Here is an 18,738-nt window from a genome sequence, read left to right on the forward strand (position 1 = left end):
AAAAAACGACGATGTACCGCCCCAGCTTCTGGCGCCGCGAATTTGTTTTTAAAAAATACCGTGTGTAGGGCAACGAGGACTTATGCAAAAACCAAAACCTCTCACCTCAGGGACACGCAGGTATAGAGAAACGGTAGAAGTAACCGGTCCATGAAATATCGATTAAAGAGTTTTCAGAAATTCACCAAACGAATCCGCAGGCTGGGTGCGCCTGTTAGCACGAAATGCCCCTGAAAGCCGCATCCAGTCTGCGGATTCAATATGAATGATGAGTAGTAGTTTTTCGTTTTGCGTGAGTCTTGATCACGAATTTAATTCAAGTAATACAAGTAATTCAAACAATCTGCAATCTGAAACGATCCGAGAACAACAATGACACATCCCACATCGCACTGGCAGACAGCGACCAAGCTCACTCATGCAGGCCGCAAAGGCAAAGCCCATCACGGTCCGGTCAATCCGCCGGTAATCCGTGCGTCAACCATGTTGTTTCCGAATGTCGCCGGACTGAAGGAGGCGACCGGCACGCGTGCGATTTATGGCCGTCATGGTAACGAGACCACCTATGCGCTGGAGCAGGCGCTGTGCGCCGCTGAGGGCGCTGCTGCCTGCCTGCTGACACCGTCGGGACTCTCCGCCATCACCACGACGCTGCTGGCTTTTCTCAAACCCGGTGATCACTTGCTGATGGTCGATACTACCTATGATCCCACGCGCTTGTTTTGCGATGGACTGCTGAAGCAAATGGGTATCAGCACCACGTATTATGATCCGTCGATCGGCCGTGGAATCGCCAGCCTGATGCAGTTAAATACTAAACTGATTTTTGTCGAATCTCCTGGCTCACTGACGTTTGAAATTCAGGACATTCCGGCGATTGCGGCGATCGCTCACGCACGCGGCGCTATCGTGGTCTCCGACAGCACCTGGGCGACGCCGATAGGCTGGTCGTCATTTGAATTGGGGATTGATGTCTCGATTCATGCAGCCACTAAATACATCGTCGGTCATTCCGATGCCTTGATGGGCGTGATTCTGACCACTGCCGAGTTGCAGGGTCGCTTACGTGATACCTACAAACAGCTTGGCTTGTCGATCGGTGTCGATGATGCTGCCTTGGCCTTACGTGGCTTACGCAGTATGGCTGCACGCCTGGCCGTGCATCGTGTCAGTGCCATGCAGATCGCCCAATGGTTACAAGCGCAACCCGAGATCGCTGAGGTCCTGTACCCGCCGATGCCCAGTGCCGCAGGACATGCATTATGGAAACGTGATTTTCACCCTGACTATGCGTGCGGTCTGATGGGGGCTGTATTCCACGCTGACATCACGGAACAACAAGTCGCCGCCTTGATCGACAGAACGGAATTGTTCGGCATCGGCTTTAGCTGGGGTGGCTACGAGAGCCTGATCCTGCCGACCAATCCATCGAATTGCCGCAGCGTTAATGCCTCTAAATGGAAGTCGCCGATGATACGACTGCATATCGGGCTAGAGTCGGTGCAGGATTTACAACGCGATCTGCAGCAAGGATTTGAGGCCTTGAGAATGCTGACTAGCGTAGATGCCGCAGAAGCAATTGCTGCTTAAGCTGACGCAGTTTTTCTCAAAAGTAATCTGGTTGCTTCGCTTGGTGAAAGCTCAAACGAGGACGAAACATTGAAGAAAAAAATGACATCTTGCCCTTACTCAATTGTCTGTCGTTTGTATCTGTTTTGTCGGAACTTTGTCTTTATCGAACTTCTGGAGCCGTAACTAGTCTTACTATCCCTATGTATTCCTGATTTCTACTCTCTCCAAAAAGTAGAACTTTTACCCGCTGAGGTCTGGCGGGTTTTTTTTATTTGGCAAAGAAGTGAGATCGGGTTGCAGTTGTAATGCATTGCAAGGCAAGGCATGGCGTCGCATCGCCAGCCGAAAACCTAAACAGAAAACCTACTTAGTCAGTAAATAATTGAAACTAAATGACACTCTGTCGTTGTCCGTCATATTCGCGCTTACCCGGTGAAACACATCTGAACGGAACAGAACCAGCTTACCTATCGCCGGTTCAATCACATAATTGCCAAACAATTTGTAATGCATGTCCGTCGGGAAAATCGCGAGATCGCCGTCGTGTTGATTGGTATTGAAATAATAGGCACCACTGATGGGCAGACCTTCCACGTTTCTCTCGTGATTATGACGTTCCTGAAAGCCAAATTTCTTTGTAATATTGATCCAGCTCTGCGTGTACGTATGATCAAACTGAAAGGCTTGATCCTTGCGGGTTTTGCTGACGAATTCGAGAATATTATCTTCAATAAATTTTCTGAGTCTGTGCAGACTAGCGTGGGCGAAGAGGTTTTTTTCTTTATTAAATGAGGTCAGTACATTGTCTCCCCAGGACTGGCTAAGTAGACTTTCCATGAGCGCTCTTTGCTGCAAGACTTCTGCGCTGATCGCATTGATGGTCGCGTCATCCGCTTGTGAGATACCGACCAGCGTAGGGAATAAGACTTCAATGTCCATCACGTCTCCTGTAATTTGATGCATCTTGTCGCTGCATGAAAAATATCTCATGGTAGATGAAACATCTACATTTGTATCGCTTTGCATTGTTGCTACAGACTGCACGGCGATGCCTGACATGTCTGAAGGGGGGGCAGTGTATTTCAGGCGGAACATGTGAAATGACGGGCAATGATCTCACCATTCATCGCTGTCATATCGCCGTAATATCTCAGAAATATACTGGCACCAATCCTGAAATACTCTCCAAAGGTAGGATTTTTGCCCGCTCCTGTAGCGGGCTTTTTTTGTACTGAAATTTGCTTATGAGAGTATTTTATTACGGTGGTGTTACTGGCAGATCGATGTCCAGCGTTTTGATACCGGCTCCATTCAGAAACTCGTTATATGTCCAGTCACCTTCTGCATTGCTGACATTGTCAGGTACGGCCCGTGGGATTTCAGACTTGCCGGACAATGCCTGGCGCATGTAATCGATCCAGATCGGTAAGGATAAAGTCGCGCCGAACTCTCTGCCGCCCAGTGACTTAGGGTCGTCATAACCCATCCAGGCTACGGCGACGACATCACCGGCATAACCGGCAAACCAGCCATCGACCGCATCACTAGTTGTACCAGTTTTGCCTGCCAGATCACGGCGGCCAAGGCGTTGTGTAGCCGCCGCCCCCGTGCCGGTTCTGACGACTTCTCTGAGCATGCTGTCAATCACGAACGCATTACGGCTATCGAGCACGCGAGATTCTTCCTGTGCGATCACAGGGGCTTTGTTATCGGTCAGGATCTTGCCCCGTGCATCCGTGACTTTCTGGATCAGCCAGGGTTTGATCTGATAGCCACCATTAGCGAATACGCCGTAGGCTGCCGCAAGCTGTATCGGTGTGACTGAGCCGGTGCCCAATGCCATCGTCAGATTCTGTGGTTGCTTGTTGATGTCAAAGCCAAAGCGAGGCAAAAAGTCACGTGCATATCCTGCGCCTATGGCTTTCAGTAATCGCACTGACACGACATTCTTTGATTGTGCCAGCGCCGTGCGTAGCGTGATCGGACCATCATATTTACCGTCGTCATTACGTGGATCCCATTTGAGTTCTTCGGTACTGGTTTCCGATAATTGCACGTCGTTCGCAATGGTCGCCGGTGAATAGCCTTTTTCTAAGGCGGCAGAATAAATGAATGGCTTGATCGAGGAGCCAGGCTGACGCCATGCACTGGTCACATGATTGAATTGCTTGCGATTGAAATCAAAGCCGCCGACCATGGCGCGGTAAGATCCGTCTTGCGCATTCAGCGCGACAAAGGCCGCATCGACCTCAGGCAATTGCGTGATAGTCCAGCGCTTTTTTGCATCCTGCATGACACGTATCAGCGCACCGGGACGGATTTTTAAATCACGGTTCGCATTCGCTTGCAATGCTTTATCGGCAAAGCGTAAGGTCTCACCGCTGAGGGTAATGGTGTCGCCCGAAGCCATTTCTGCTTTGACTAATTTAGGGCTGGCTTCGATGACCACAGCGGAGAGCAATTTATCATTGCCCGGATGCTTTAACATCAATGCATCAATCGCGTCGTCCCGCTCATCTTCATCGGATGGTAATTCGATAAATGCCTCCGGGCCACGATAGCCGTGGCGCTGATCGTAGGCCAATACATTGCGTCGCAGGGACTCGTAAGCGGCATCCTGTTCGGCTTTATAAATCGTGGTGTAAACCTTGAGACCGCTGGTGTAGGCGGTGTCCTTATATTCGGCAACGATTTGCTGACGGACGATTTCTGCGACATAGTCTGCATGCGCATCAAACTGTTGATGGCTGCTGATATGCAGTTCTTCTTTGCTAGCCTGATCAAACTGCGCCTGCGTAATATAGCCATCGTCTTGCATCGCTTTTAAGACCAGCAGTTGACGTTGCTTAGCGCGTTGCGGATTGACTGCGGGATTATGGCGGGTCGGATTTTGCGGCAAACCTGCCAGCATCGCGGCCTCTGCGATAGAAATGTCTTTTAGCGATTTGCCGAAATAGGTATTCGCTGCGCTGGCGAAGCCGTGCGTTCTCTGTCCAAGATAAATTTGATTGATGTACAGCTCAAGGATCTGGTCTTTTGACAAAGCTGCTTCAATCCGGTAGGCCAGTACAATTTCCTTGAACTTGCGCATGACCGTTTTTTCTTGTGTCAGCAAAATATTGCGCGTAATTTGCATCGTGATCGTCGAGCCACCCTGATGAAAACCGCCGCGTAAATCTGCCAGCACGGCGCGTAAGGCACTGCGAAAATCAATACCGCTATGTTCATAAAAACGTTTGTCTTCGATGGCTAGTAAAGCGTTTTTCATCACTAACGGCACATCTTTGATCGCGATAAAATCACGATGCTCATCGCCAAATTCACCGATCAGCGCATTGTCGGCGGTATAAATACGGAGTGGAATTTTGGGTTGATAATCAGTGACCGCATCGAGCGAAGGCAGATTGGGCAAGATGCCGAAAAATATATAAATCAGAGCACCAAGAAAACAGGCGGTCAGGATGGCGATACTGCCAACGATCATTTTCATCAAAGCACTCATGTCGTTCTTACTCTTCTAAGGTTTGCAGCAAATATAGTTTTTGATAAATCCCGAGTTCCAGCGCCATCAGTTGCTGATGCGTACCTTGCTCAGCGATGTTCCCATGATTCAGTACCACGATCTGATCTGCATCGCGGATGGTCGAGAGCCGGTGGGCAATCGCAACGATCGTGACGCTGCCGCGCAATTCGGTCAATGCTGTTTGTACGACTTGCTCAGTCTCGCTATCGATATGTGAGGTGGCTTCATCGAGAAACAAGATACGCGGCTTTCCTGCCAGCGCACGGGCAATCGCGATCAGTTGTTTTTGTCCGGTGGACAGGCGTGCACCGCCTTCACCCAGAGGTGTTTCATAGCCTTGTTCGAGTTGCAGAATAAAGTCATGTGCCCGTGCCGCCTTGGCAGCGGCAATGATGTCGGCATCACTGATATCACGTCCCATCGCGATGTTTTCTTTCGCATTTGCGGCAAGCAAAAACGGCTCTTGCGGAACCAGCCCGACGCTGGCGCGGAAGTGCACATCACTAAAGCTGGTAATGTCCTGATCATCAATCGTAATACGGCCTGACTGCGCGATATAGAAGCGCAGCAGCAAACTTAACAAGGTAGATTTGCCGCTACCGGTGTGACCGACAATGCCAAAAAAACTTCCTGCCGGGATATGTAGATTAATACCGTGCAAGACCGGATGTGCAGGATCGTAACCAAAGCGCAGATGTTGCAGGTGCAGATCACCGCTGCCTATCTGTGCGTCGCTGACGACCGCTTGACTCGTCGGCTCACGCAGCAAGGTATTCACCCGCGCAGCGGAAACAACGGCCTGTTGTATCTGTCCGAATTGCAAAGTAATCTGGATCAGCGGATCGACTACGCGTGCGATATAGCTGACAAACGCATACAGAATACCGATTTCCACACCCGAAAAATCACGCTGGCTAAAGCAAAAAATCACAACGACCAGCAATAATGAATTCAGCAAATCCAGTGCCGGACGCAGCAGCCAGGCATTGGCGCGCAATTCATCGAGTCGCGCATGGTAGTGCTGCTGATTCGTCGCATCAAAACGGGCGCCGAAACGCAGCTCGGCATTGCTTGCCTGTAGTGCGCTCATCCCGTTGATACTCTCGGCAACCTGCGCGTTGATTTCACTGCGTAATTGACGGGCACGACTGACCGCCGGCGCACTCCAGCGCTGATAAAACCAGACGATAATCACGACCGCCGGGATCAGCATCAGCACGATCAGCATCAGCCGCCAGTCTAGCCATGCCATCGCTGCCAGTGCGCCGATCACGACAATCGAAGAGTCCAGCATGACGAACAATACTTGGACGTACAGATTTTTTACCGACTCCGTATCGTTAGTGACACGGCTCACGAGTTGTCCGGTAATTGCTTTATCAAAGAACGCCATCGGCAAGCGTAATACGTGACCGTACACTTGCTCGCGCAAACGACGCACTGAGCGCATCGCCACACCGGCTAGTCGCGACAGTTGCAGATAGCGTAGCCAGGTTGCCCACCAGCCGGTCGCAAGGTAGGTCACTAACAAACCGACGACAATCGCTACATCCATTTGACGAGGCAGCAGATAGCGATCAATAAACGCTTTACCCAATAGCGGTCCCAGCGCTTCCAGTCCTGCGGCGATGAATAAATAAAAAATGCCTAATGCCACATGGCGGCGTTCCGGTTGTGCCGCTTGCATCAGCAGATGCACCGCGAGTTTTTTTTCTGACTTACTTTCTGTCATGGGGAGTTTCTGTGTCAACTCAGGCTGCATCAAGACTCGCCTCCAGTTGCTGATAGCGCCATTGCGAGGCATACCATCCGGCATACGCCAATAACTCGTTGTGAGTACCCTGTTCGATAATACGGCCTTCACGCAACACGATAATATGATCGGCGTCGGCCACGGCGCTAAGCCTGTGACTCACGATGATGGCGCTGCGCTCTTTGCGCTGCTGGCGCAGCTCGTACAGGTGCTGCAGGATACGTGTCTCCGTATCGGTATCGACCGCGGACAAGGCATCATCAAGTAGTAATAAAGGGCTGTCCGTCAGCAAGGCGCGGGCGATCGCGACCCGCTGGCGCTGACCGCCAGACAAGGTCACGCCGCGCTCGCCGACCGGCGTATCGTAGCCCTGCGGAAAGCGTTGAATATCATCGTGCACCGCAGCCAACGTAGCGGCGTGCATAATCTGCTCACGTGTCGCTTCAGGGTTACCAAGTGCGATATTGCTGGCAATGGAGGCGGAGAATAAAAACGGTTCTTGCGCGACCCAATTGATTGCCGAGCGCAGGCTGTGTAAGCGATAGTCCGCGATCCGTTTCTCACCCCATTGCAGACTTCCCTGCGTCGTATCATATTGACGCAGCAGAAGGCGGATGATGGTAGATTTGCCTGATCCGGTATGTCCGACGATGCCCAGAGTTTTTCCTTCATCTAAGGTAAATGACACCTGATCCAGGGCGACGGCCTGCTGCCCCGGATACGAGAAGCTGATTGCATTAAATCCTAAGCTGCCATGCGGTAATGCGCTTATCTGACCATGATCCTGAATACTAAGTTCCTGTGCCAATACCGGTTGCAGACGATTCCACGCGGCTTTGCCTCGCTCCAGCAGCGACAACACCCAGCCCGCAGCAAACATCGGCCAGATCAGTTGCCCAAGATACATTGTGAAGCTGGTCAGGGTGCCAATCGTCATTTCGTTATGCCATACCAGATAGCCACCCATGCATAGCGTCAATGCACCTGCCGAGGTCAAGGCAATGCCGACTGCCGGTTCATACGCAGCTTCCCAGCGTTGTGCACTCAAGCTGGCATCGGCAGCGCGTTCTGCCAGTTCCGCAAATTGCGCGGCGCTACGCTGCTCCAGACCTAGCGCACGCAAGGTCCGCACACCTGCCAGTGTCTCTTGCACCTGATCGTTCAGTTTGCTGAAGCGATCCAGCGAATCACGCGAGGCATCATGCACATGATGGGTAATCGTTTTAAATGCCCATGCCATAAACGGAAAAGGTAATAAAGCGACGAGCGCCAGCCGCCAGTCCACACCGAGCAGCATCATGCCGATGACCAGAGCAAAGGTCATGCTGCCGTCAAAACCCGCCAGCATCGCCTCGCCCGATGCCAGTTCAATCGCGTCCGCATCATTGGTGCCCAGCGCCATCAGATCGCCGGTACGTTGCTGCTGAAAAAAAGGAGCGCCTTGCAGGCTCAGACGCTGATACAGACGGGTACGCAACTGCACCCCGAGTTGAAAAGAGGCGGTGAATAATTGTATGCGCCAGCCAACCCGCAAAAAATAAATCGCCACCCCCATCAGCACTAACTCACTTAACTGTATTGCCAGGCCGCGCGCATCCAGATTGTGCGCCACCATCGCATCAATAACCGCTCCGACCTTGCGGGGAATCAGCACGGTTAAAACTGCAACGGAGAACAGCATCGCGGCGGCGGCAACATAGTGACGTTTGCGGTCGCGGATAAATTGGGCAAGCAGTTGGTACAAACTCATGTTGGCGTCTTATGACTTGGTGTCAGGTAGATTGGCGGTGTTGTGATCGCGTGGCATTGCACACGATCCTCAGGATCCGCCGTGATCAGAGCCAGTGATGATACAGCATTTGATTTTTAATCAGGTTGGTCGGGTAGATTGCGATGATATGTATCTGACTTTACATTCATCTAGACAAATCTAGTCAATCGCTCGCAGATTGTAGGATATTTAATTTAAGTAGGATTGGATAATATTTTTTTAACATTGCATCTTGCTAATATTGTAAGATGTTAAAAACTCATTATTTTTTAGCAATGGGTTTGTCTCCGTATGTTGTTTGTAAAAAAATCAAGCAACTACCTCAACGCCAACAAGGAATATGAATGCGTCAACTTACTCGTCTGATTACTTTATTTTTTTTCTCTCTGCTATTCTCGTCGGCACAAGTCAATGCAACCACAATTACGTTAACATTTGAAACATTGCCGGGACCGGATGGCATTTTAGGTACTGCAGATGATTTGCCGACATCTACCGACTTTATTACTTCTTTGTCGAACCAATACTCATCAGTAGGTATTAATTTCTCTCAAGGTTCGCTATTAAGAGCAGGGTTTTATGATGGAAACCCAAATAATCATTTTATAAGTTCTACGAACCCAATCGGTACTTTTTCCGTACCAGTATTTGGTCTCAGCATTGAGAGTAATTCATTCTGGGATGCCGTTATGACTGTATATAATGCTGACGGTAAGGTGATTGCGGCTCAGACATTAGTGAACCCAAATGCGGGAATATCGTTTTTTTCTGGTTTACTATCTTTATCCACTGCAGAACCTATTTTTGGTTTTTCAATTCTGCCAACGCAAGCGAATCATATACTCAATTTGGATAATTTATCAATCAACGTATCTGACGTTCCTGAGCCTTCACAACTGATGTTGTTTGCACTGGGAATGCTGATGCTTTTTGGATATCGTAGTCGCCGCTCAAACTAAGATCTATTGATAAAATTTGATAAACGATATGAAAAAAACGCTGATTTAAGAATCAGCGTTTTTTTTGTATTAATATTTTGTATTAATAATTTCGAACCTCTTTAAAAACCATAATAATCGCTAGCGCTAATGCTTAATCACGACATCCGCATTATCCCGTTTCAGCATATTCCACAAAAATGAATAAGTGATTGCGGACATATCGGCACGTTGTGCGTTGTTCGCCGCACCGCCATGGCCGCCTTCAATGTTCTCGTAGTACCAGACATTTTTATGACCCTGACTTAACATCTTCGCCGCCATCTTGCGCGCATGGCCCGGATGGACGCGGTCGTCACGGGTAGAGGTGATGAACAGTACGTTCGGGTAGATGACACCTGCTTTCACGTTTTGATACGGGGAGTAGCGCGAGATGTAATCCCATTCTGCTGCGATATCCGGATTGCCGTATTCGCCCATCCAGGATGCGCCTGCCAGCAATTTGTTATAGCGCTGCATATCCAGCAGAGGAACCTGGCTGACGACCGCGTTAAACAATTCCGGATGCTGCGTCAGCGCCACGCCAGCCAGCAGGCCGCCATTGCTGCCACCCATGGCGCCCAGATGTTGCGGGCTGGTGATTTTGCTAGCAATCAGATCGGCAGCAACTGCGGCAAAGTCATCATAGGCACGCTGACGATTTTCTTTCAATGCAGCCTGATGCCAGCGCGGACCGAACTCGCCACCGCCACGGATATTGGCGACCACATATACGCCTCCTTTTTCCAGCCATGACTTACCGATACCGCCAGAATAAGACGGCGTCAGCGAGATTTCAAATCCGCCATAACCATATAGCAGCGTTGGATTGTTGCCATCGTATTTCACGTCTTTACGCTTGACCAGAAAGTAAGGGATTTTGGTACCGTCTTTAGACGTCGCAAACTGTTGTGTTGTTTCATAAGGAGAGGCATCAAAGAAGCTCGGTGCGGATTTTAATGGTTCGCGCTGATCGTTGCCCGCATGAGCTAGGATGTAGACGCTCGGTGTCAGATAGTCGGAATAACGCAGCAGATAATCATCTGAGTTATCGGCATCCAGTGCACTGACGCCGACTTCGCCCATGGTCGGCAGGACGACCTGACGTGACACCCATTTACCGTTCTCCAGTTTCCATTCGCTCAGATTACTTTTGACTGTATTTAATGATTGCACCAGCACATAATTTTTTGTGTATGCCGCGCCGGTTAACGAGGTGCTGTCGCTAGGTTCAAATAGGACGGTGAAATTGCGTTCCCCCTTTTTATACGCATCAAAATCCATGGCTAACATGCTGCCGGCCGCATACGTCTTGCCACCCGTGGTCCATGCTTCACGCGGCGTGACAACGAATTGTTTGCCAAAAAAACTGACGCTGGAATGGCTAGGTACATCAAGCTTCGTCAGCTTGTCACCTTCTTTTAAAAATTGTTCAGATGAGTAGAACGTAATTTGACGATTCACCAGTTCGTGATGAATACCACCGTGATCACTGCTCTGCGCCGAGATCGCCATGTCGGTTTTTTCACCTTCGAGCAATACTTTGGCCGTAGTCAGCGGGGTGCCGCGCTTCCATTCTTTGACGACACGTGCATAGCCAGAATCGGTCAGTGTGCCAGTACCAAAATCGGTTGCAACAAACAGCGTATCTTTATCGCGCCAGTCTAGACTCATCTTGGCTTCCGGCAGGCTGAATCCATCTTTGATGAAGCTCAAGGTAGTCAGATCAAATTCGCGCATGACCACTGCATCTGCACCGCCACGTGACAACTCGATCAGGCAGCGGTCGTAGGCTGGATCGCGACAGATACTGTTTTTAAAAACCCAGTTTTCATTCTCCGCTTTTGCCAGCGCATCAATATCGAGTACCGGTTCCCATTTAGGTTGCGCTTTACGATATTCCTCTAGCGTCGTCTTGCGCCACAGGCCGCGCGGATGTTCCGCATCCATCCAGAAATTGTAATAATAATTGCCCATCTTACGGATGCCGGGAATCCGGTCTTTGGAGTCGAGTATGACCTGTAATTCGCTACGCAATTTTAAAAATGCAGGATCGCCGTCGAGCTTGCTGCGGGTAATCTGATTGCGTGATTTGACCCAGTCCAGCGCTTTGTCGCCGGTCACATCTTCCAGCCATTGATGCGGGTCCGCTGGCGTACTTTGCGCAGCCGCATTGCCGATGATGCCCATTAAGAGCAGGGTAGCGAGCAGAGTGATATTGGTTTGGCGTTTCATTCTCTTCCTTATTGTCGAGCGCAATGCCTTGCGCAGATTTTTATGAGTTGCGTCCGTGCTCTCCGGTCTTTATCCGGACTGGAGGTTGACCTGTTTTAGCATGATTAAGTTCAGTGCTAACGCAGCATCGGTACCTGGTAAAAGTCCGGTTGAATCAGGGTTACTCCACAGTTGAACCAGATCGTGAGACCGCAGCATGATTCTAATGCGGACGTTGCCGATCATGCATCGTGAATTGTGCTCAGGATCGAAACTAAGTTTTGAGTTTCAGCAAAAGACAAAATTTAGCGTGGATTGGAGATCGCTGTAGCGCCTTGGCGTAACGGATTGGTTCTTATACGATAAATGATGGTGGCACGACCCGGAGTAATTTCGCTTAGTTTTTCAGGAAGGAATGCACGACGATTTTTGGCCATCGGCCGGAATTTCAATTGCGGTGATTGAAGCCATAACATGTGTGCGATAGCGCTTCTTTAATCGCACCTACTTGGCTCAAAAAATCAAATTAATCGATGTTGCTGCGCGTCTGATTGGACACTTCTTCAATTAGTTTTAACTTAAATCGGTAGTAAGAACCTTCAGAAATTTCTTTCGCCCAGAGATTTCTAATATGTTCATCTTTATAGAAATAATGCATTCCTTTTAACCAAGCTTCCCATACTTCCTTATCAATATAGCCTGACTCAAAGTAAAGATGTTCTTCTGCACAAAGATTGAAGTAATCAAATAATGTTTTGGTGTGGTCCGATGAAAGGAGGGTGCTTTTGTCTCTAGACACGATTGCGTTTAATTTTTCATTGAGAGCGTCGTATCGCTCGTTGAACTTATTAAAAAGGCTTACAAAGAGCTGTGTTTCTTGGTGATGTTGCTTATATAGAAAATGTATGAAACCAGCAATAGCACCTGTTATGAGTATGAATAATTCAAATGGTTTTGCAGGACTTAGAAGCAAATAGGCTAAGCTATTAGCGATAATTGCGAAGCTAATAAAAAACCAAGGATAACTAGTGCGTCTGCGTATACGGAAGTGAGGAGGCATAGTGAGAGAACGTTAGCGTAAAAAATTAATAAAAGCACTTTATCATTTCAAATACTACAACAATTTAATGTCTTCGGCGGCGCATTAAGCGCTCCTAACTTATGTGACGCGTAATGATCGTACAGTTCTGTAAGCAGTTGTATAGCAAGACATCTAAGAATAAAATATCTTGTTATTGATAATCATTCTCATCTATAATTGCTTCCTCTGTATCGCCGCACTATTTTTCAGCCAGCCACGACACTCTCCCCCTCTGTCAGCCAGCCTTATTTATTTGATTTTTTAATCAATTTTTACACTCGCTAAGAATCCAGGTTTCTCTATTCCTCTGCAGGAACCGGATCGCTGACAATAAAAGGAAAGTAATGAAACGTCGTCTTACCCCATTGGCTGCCGCTTTGCTGGCCGCTGTCGCCGCGCCTGGTGCTTTGGCACAAACTGCTCCCGTATCTACTACCGATAGCACATTGCCTGAAATTAAAGTCCAAGACAATGCGGATAAAAATCGTTATGCGCCGGAAAAAACGGCCGTCGCTGGCAAGGTCGCGACCGATCTGCGTGATATTGCACAAACGGTGAATGTAGTGAATCGTGCGGTCTTGAATGCGCAGGCGGCGACCACGATGACTGAGGCATTGCGTAATGTACCGGGTATTACGATCTCTGCAGGCGAGGGTGGTCAGATTGGTGACAACATTAATCTGCGCGGCTACTCGGCACGTACGGATGTGTATCTCGACGGTTTTCGTGATCGCGGTCAGTACACTCGTGATACGTTTAATCTTGAAGCGGTCGAGGTTCTGAAAGGGCCGTCATCGATGTTGTTTGGCCGTGGCTCTACCGGCGGCGTGATTAATCAGGCCAGCCGCAAACCGAATCTGAAAGCCAGTGGCGAAGTCACAGGTACTGTGGGGACTGATAGTTATTACCGCAGTACGGTCGATATCAATCGTCCTTTGTCTGAGACATCGGCTTTCCGGATTGACGCTTTTGCGCAGGACAGTAAGTCAACACGCGATGTCATCGAGAATAAACGCTTCGGTGTGGCGCCGTCAGTACGTTTCGGAATCGGTACCCCGACCGAGATTTTAATTACAGCTTTTATCCAGCGGAATAAAGATATTCCTGACTATGGTTTCCCTGTGGTCAATGGCAAGCCAGTTGATGCACCTGCGAATCGTTTCTATGGTTTTACGGATGATAAATATGATCAGGATGCTGACATCGTCAGTGCCAGCATTAAACATAAATTCGATAAAGATACGACCCTGCAAAATCGTACGCAATACGGCAAATACAAAACTACCGCATCGCCGACTCCGCTAAGCATTATCGGCACACCAGCAGCGGGCGCGGCATTGAGTCAGATTACGGCGAATTACAGCACGCGCGACCGCGTTGTGGATGACAGCAGTCTTGATAATCAGACGGATCTGATCGCTAAAATGCAGCTCGCAGGGGTTCAGCATACCTTTACTACTGGCTTGTCATTGGCCAAAGATAAGTATGCGAACACCGCTTATGCATGGACCGGCCTTGGTTCTTTAAATCTGGCAAGTACCACGTATGCTGCCAAGCCCGCCACGGCGGTACGCACCCTGAGTACACAAACGAATTCAGATGCGGATACGGTTGCTGTCTATCTGAACGATCAGATCGATCTGAATAAAGAATGGAAAATAGTTGGCGGTGTGCGTTGGGACCGTTATAGCGCGTCGCAGAGCGCTTACAACTACAGTACGAAAGTCAGAACCGATTTATCTCATACCGATAAGATGTTAAGCACGCGTGCTGGCGTCATCTGGCAGCCCTCAGAGTCACAATCGTACTATGTGTCGTATGGCACGTCGTTTAATCCATCGACAGAGACTCTGGTATTGTCAGCGTCGAATGTGAATCTCGATCCTGAGAAAAATAAGTCGATCGAGGCGGGTGCCAAACTTGATTTGTTAGACGGCAATCTGAGCCTGAACGGTGCGATTTTCAAGGTGCAAAAAACTAACGCCCGTACGACGGATCCACTGACTTCCGTAGTGACATTATCGGGTGACACTCAGGTACAGGGTTTTGAGGTCGGTGTAGTCGGCCGTATCACACCAGACTGGCAAGTGATGGCGGGTTATACGCTACTAGATGGCAAGATCAATGCACTGAAAGAATTGAGCAACGGCATCTCTGCAGTCGGTAAAACATTGCCGAATACGCCACGTGATAATGTCACTATCTGGACGACCTACAGCCCGATACAAAACTGGGAAATTGGTGGCGGTATTTTGTATGCATCGAAGCGCTATCTGAATAATTTTGAGACCGCTTATGTTGATGCTTACAAACGCTATGATGCGACCATTGCGTACAAACAAAAAGACTACGACATCCGCCTCAATCTGCAAAATCTGACGGATGAAAAATATTTTGAGGCAGCATCCGGTGGACGCGCCACGCCGGTAAAAGGACGTAGCGCACTGGTCACGGTGGCGTATCGTTTCTAATCTGACTTAAGCGCTTCCATTTGTTGGTCTGACTGATCTGGCCGATCAGCAAATGGGGCGTTGTTATTTATATCGTCTAGTTCGATTACTTGCTTCGATCGGCCGGTCAGTCAATATGATCGTTCATTGGACTTCATTTATCTCATCCATTTTTCACCATCATGCTGCTCGCTATTCCCGACGTACTTAGTCTTGATCAAATCAATTTTGCTCGTGATCAGCTCAATCAGGCGCAATGGGTTGACGGGCTGACGAGTGCCGGTTATCAGGGTGGTCAGGTCAAGCATAATTTGCAATTGTCAGAACAGCGCCCGGAAGCACTCGCTCTCGGTGATCTGATTCTGGCGACGCTGGAACGGCATCCGCAATTTATCAGCGCTGCACTGCCAGCGGTCGTGTATCCGCCGATGTTTAATCTTTATGGTGGTGGTCAGCATTTTGGTCATCACATCGACAATGCGGTACGGCTGTTGCCCGGCACCGGGAAAAAAATTCGTACGGATATCTCAGCGACGTTATTTTTATCGGATCCTGATGAGTACGAAGGCGGTGAGTTGCAGATCGTTGATACCTATGGCACGCACAGCGTCAAGCTCCCCGCCGGACATATCGTGCTTTATCCGTCGACCAGCGTACATCAGGTGACGCCGGTGACGTCCGGCGTCAGGCTGGCATCGTTTTTCTGGGTGCAAAGTATGATCCGGGACGACGCGCAGCGGGCTTTGTTATTCAGTCTGGATAGCAGTATTCAACAACTGACGGCAAGCGGTGCAGATACTCAGGCGGTGCTGCAATTGACGGGCAATTATCACAATCTGCTACGCATGTGGGCAGAGCCAGTGTAGTCAAATTTTAATATACTCTATACTAGTATTTTTTAATTCACTAGATAAACAGTGCGGAATAAGCCTTATTTTATAAAAATCTGGGGGAGTATATGCTTTCGACGAGTTATCGTTGCGCGAGTTTGGCTTGCGCAGGAACGTTACGCTTGATCCAGCCCAACATATCTAGCCAGATGCGTTGCACTTCGGCATCCGCTGGCATCACGGTGGCGTTCGGTAATTCGATGGTGACAACCGGGATGTCTTTGTGCAGACCGCTGTAGTTACCGAGTGAGCCTGGATAGACGCCGACCCGGTTGTAGATCAGGCGGCCAAAGCGGCGCGGAGGGGTAACCGGGCCGTCGAAGTCGAGTACGCCAAACGGTGCGTGTACCGAGATGATGACATCGGGTTTAAATTTTTCTATCGTGTCGTAGACCCAGCGGCTCTCAGGCTCTGAAATGGGGGCCTTGCCGGGGAAGCGACGCGGATCGCTGCGTGTTGTTTTTGCCCAGTAGCGTGGCGCATCCTGTTGCCAGTTAGGTGTAGGAAAATTGCGGTTCAGATCGACGCCACGCGCATTGACGCGCATCGGTTTGACCGCCAGCAAGCCATCAGGATTGACGACGGGCGCAACTTTCCACTGAAATTCTTGCGCTGCCGGTTTATGCATCACTTCCATCCACTTGAACACGATTGCCGACGCGGTTTGTTCGTCTCCATGAATGCCGCCTAGCAGCAATACTTTTAATGCTTGCTTGCGACGTGGATCCGCGGCGATGTCACGCACCAGAATTGGAAAGCCATTGGCAGAATTCGCTCCTGCTGGCTGGACTTTACTATTGCGGCAATCGCTATCAGAAATTTTGGGCAAGCGCGCCACCAGCGGTGTGCACCAGTCGGTGACGGGTTTACTGATTTTGGACGGTATGGTGATTGGGGGCGTTGTGGTCGCCAGAGCATGCGGCGACCACATGGATACAGCAGACATCAGGACTACCAGACCAACGCATGCAAGGCCAGACGATGAGCCGGGGGTATCACATTTTTTCGTCCAGCAGCGGTGATCTTGCTGCTTCGTTACGTGTTTTGTGACGTGTTTCGTAAAAAAATGTGATGTTGCGCTTATCGAATCAATCTGCGCTTCCCTGGGTATTACTTGAGACAACAACGGGGCCCGGCATTGCATACTTCAATCCATATTCAAGCACGTACTACAACGGTCAAAACGATACAAACAAGATGATCAGAGTCCGGCGGCCTTGCGTAACAACACGGCTTTGTCCGTGCGTTCCCAGGTGAATTCCGGCTCTTCACGACCGAAGTGACCATACGCTGCCGTCTTGGAATAAATCGGACGCAGCAGATCCAGCATCTGGATGATGCCTTTTGGACGCAGATCAAAATACTCATTTACCAGAGCGGCGATTTGCTCATCCGGAATCACGCCTGTGCCTTCGGTATACACCGTGACATTCATCGGGCGTGCAACGCCAATCGCATAAGCGACCTGAATCTGGCATTGTTTGGCCAGACCGGCAGCGACGATATTTTTAGCGACATAGCGTGCTGCGTAGGCGGCAGAGCGATCGACTTTTGTAGGGTCTTTGCCGGAGAATGCACCACCACCATGCGGGCATGCGCCGCCGTAGGTATCGACAATAATTTTACGACCTGTCAGGCCGCAATCGCCTTGCGGACCGCCAATCACAAAGCGACCGGTCGGGTTGATCAGGTATTTGGTGTCTTTGAGCCAGTCTTTTGGCAAGACCGGTTTGATGATTTCTTCGATCACCGCTTCGATAAAGGACGGCTTCATCTTGCTGCCATCGCTTTGATCTGGACTATGCTGTGTGGACAATACGACGGTATCGATACTGTGCGGCTTGCCATCGACATAACGCATCGTGACCTGGCTCTTGGCATCTGGACGTAAGAAAGGCAGACGGCCATCCTTGCGCAATTGGGCCTGACGCTCTACCAGACGGTGAGCATAGTAGATCGGCGCTGGCATGAGTTCCGGCGTTTCATCGCAGGCATAACCAAACATCAGACCCTGGTCACCCGCACCGGTATTCAGATGGTCGTCGGAAGCATGATCGACGCCTTGTGCGATATCGTTGGATTGTTTGTCGTAGGCCACGAGAACGGCACAGCCTTTGTAGTCAATACCGTACTCGGTATTGTCGTAGCCGATGCGCTTGATGGTATCGCGTGCGACTTGGATGTAATCGACGTTGGCGTTGGTAGTGATTTCGCCAGCCAATACGACCAGGCCAGTATTAGTCAGTGTTTCAGCAGCGACGCGCGAGAGCGGATCTTGTTCAAAGATCGCGTCGAGAATTGCATCGGAAATTTGATCGGCGACTTTGTCGGGATGTCCTTCAGAGACCGATTCAGAGGTGAAGAGAAAATCATTAGCCATCGCAGGCTCCTTGTAAAAAATGACCGTATTAAACATGCCGCAGTCGGAAAGAGAACCTGCGACGCTTTAGCGGAACTTGTATACCGCCTCGCAAGTTGTCTGTTAACTCGGCGGTTCTTACATAAAG

General features: G+C 49.7%; 13 protein-coding genes. 4 read left to right on the plus strand and 9 right to left on the minus strand.

Annotated elements, in window-relative coordinates; translation table 11 throughout:
- Positions 1-372 precede the first annotated feature (372 nt).
- Positions 373-1,590, plus strand: a complete 1,218-nt coding sequence (gene metC, locus ACO0K3_RS12175; protein WP_422984925.1) for a cystathionine beta-lyase — start codon at positions 373-375, stop codon at positions 1,588-1,590.
- A gap of 345 nt (positions 1,591-1,935) precedes the next feature.
- On the opposite strand, the gene ACO0K3_RS12180 is transcribed toward metC, so the two are convergent.
- The 4 genes from ACO0K3_RS12180 to ACO0K3_RS12195 all read right to left on the minus strand — a co-directional run bounded on the left by ACO0K3_RS12180 (position 1,936) and on the right by ACO0K3_RS12195 (position 8,598).
- Entirely contained in the window at positions 1,936-2,535 is a 600-nt protein-coding gene (locus tag ACO0K3_RS12180; protein WP_422984927.1) for a putative 2OG-Fe(II) oxygenase, read from the minus strand.
- Positions 2,536-2,830: 295 nt separating this feature from the next.
- Complete coding sequence (locus ACO0K3_RS12185; protein WP_422984929.1) at positions 2,831-5,062, minus strand: penicillin-binding protein 1A; 2,232 nt, start codon at positions 5,060-5,062, stop codon at positions 2,831-2,833.
- Between the two features lie 19 nt (positions 5,063-5,081).
- Entirely contained in the window at positions 5,082-6,827 is a 1,746-nt protein-coding gene (locus ACO0K3_RS12190; RefSeq protein ID WP_422984931.1) for an ABC transporter ATP-binding protein, read from the minus strand.
- Between the two features lie 19 nt (positions 6,828-6,846).
- Positions 6,847-8,598, minus strand: a complete 1,752-nt coding sequence (locus tag ACO0K3_RS12195; RefSeq protein WP_422984933.1) for an ABC transporter transmembrane domain-containing protein — start codon at positions 8,596-8,598, stop codon at positions 6,847-6,849.
- Positions 8,599-8,963: 365 nt separating this feature from the next.
- Here ACO0K3_RS12195 and ACO0K3_RS12200 point away from each other — a divergent pair, with 365 nt between their 5' ends.
- Complete coding sequence (locus ACO0K3_RS12200) at positions 8,964-9,578, plus strand: PEP-CTERM sorting domain-containing protein (protein ID WP_422984935.1); 615 nt, start codon at positions 8,964-8,966, stop codon at positions 9,576-9,578.
- Positions 9,579-9,704: 126 nt separating this feature from the next.
- Here ACO0K3_RS12200 and ACO0K3_RS12205 read toward each other — a convergent pair whose 3' ends face one another.
- From ACO0K3_RS12205 to ACO0K3_RS12215, 3 genes are all read right to left on the minus strand, one after another.
- Positions 9,705-11,831 (minus strand): prolyl oligopeptidase family serine peptidase, encoded by a 2,127-nt coding sequence (locus ACO0K3_RS12205; RefSeq protein ID WP_422984937.1) that lies wholly within the window; start codon positions 11,829-11,831, stop codon positions 9,705-9,707.
- Positions 11,832-12,115: 284 nt separating this feature from the next.
- The gene (locus tag ACO0K3_RS12210; protein WP_422984939.1) at positions 12,116-12,286 is read right to left on the minus strand and encodes a hypothetical protein; all 171 of its coding nucleotides are present in this window, start codon (positions 12,284-12,286) and stop codon (positions 12,116-12,118) included.
- A 50-nt stretch (positions 12,287-12,336) separates the two neighbouring features.
- Positions 12,337-12,870: a hypothetical protein gene (locus ACO0K3_RS12215; RefSeq protein ID WP_422984941.1), complete on the minus strand. Its 534-nt coding sequence runs from the start codon at positions 12,868-12,870 to the stop codon at positions 12,337-12,339.
- A 365-nt stretch (positions 12,871-13,235) separates the two neighbouring features.
- On the opposite strand from ACO0K3_RS12215, the gene ACO0K3_RS12220 reads away from it, so the two are divergent.
- Positions 13,236-15,362 carry a TonB-dependent receptor gene (locus tag ACO0K3_RS12220; protein ID WP_422984943.1) on the plus strand — a complete coding sequence of 709 codons (2,127 nt, stop codon included), beginning with the start codon at positions 13,236-13,238 and terminating at the stop codon, positions 15,360-15,362.
- A 161-nt stretch (positions 15,363-15,523) separates the two neighbouring features.
- Complete coding sequence (locus tag ACO0K3_RS12225) at positions 15,524-16,207, plus strand: Fe2+-dependent dioxygenase (RefSeq protein WP_422984945.1); 684 nt, start codon at positions 15,524-15,526, stop codon at positions 16,205-16,207.
- Between the two features lie 106 nt (positions 16,208-16,313).
- Here ACO0K3_RS12225 and ACO0K3_RS12230 read toward each other — a convergent pair whose 3' ends face one another.
- Positions 16,314-17,177 carry a M14 family zinc carboxypeptidase gene (locus ACO0K3_RS12230; protein ID WP_422984947.1) on the minus strand — a complete coding sequence of 288 codons (864 nt, stop codon included), beginning with the start codon at positions 17,175-17,177 and terminating at the stop codon, positions 16,314-16,316.
- Between the two features lie 255 nt (positions 17,178-17,432).
- Positions 17,433-18,611, minus strand: a complete 1,179-nt coding sequence (gene metK / locus ACO0K3_RS12235) for a methionine adenosyltransferase (RefSeq protein WP_422960248.1) — start codon at positions 18,609-18,611, stop codon at positions 17,433-17,435.
- Positions 18,612-18,738: the final 127 nt, after the last annotated feature.

Source organism: Undibacterium sp. Rencai35W (genome assembly GCF_049340185.1).
In the GTDB taxonomy this organism is placed as follows: Bacteria; Pseudomonadota; Gammaproteobacteria; order Burkholderiales; family Burkholderiaceae_D; genus Undibacterium.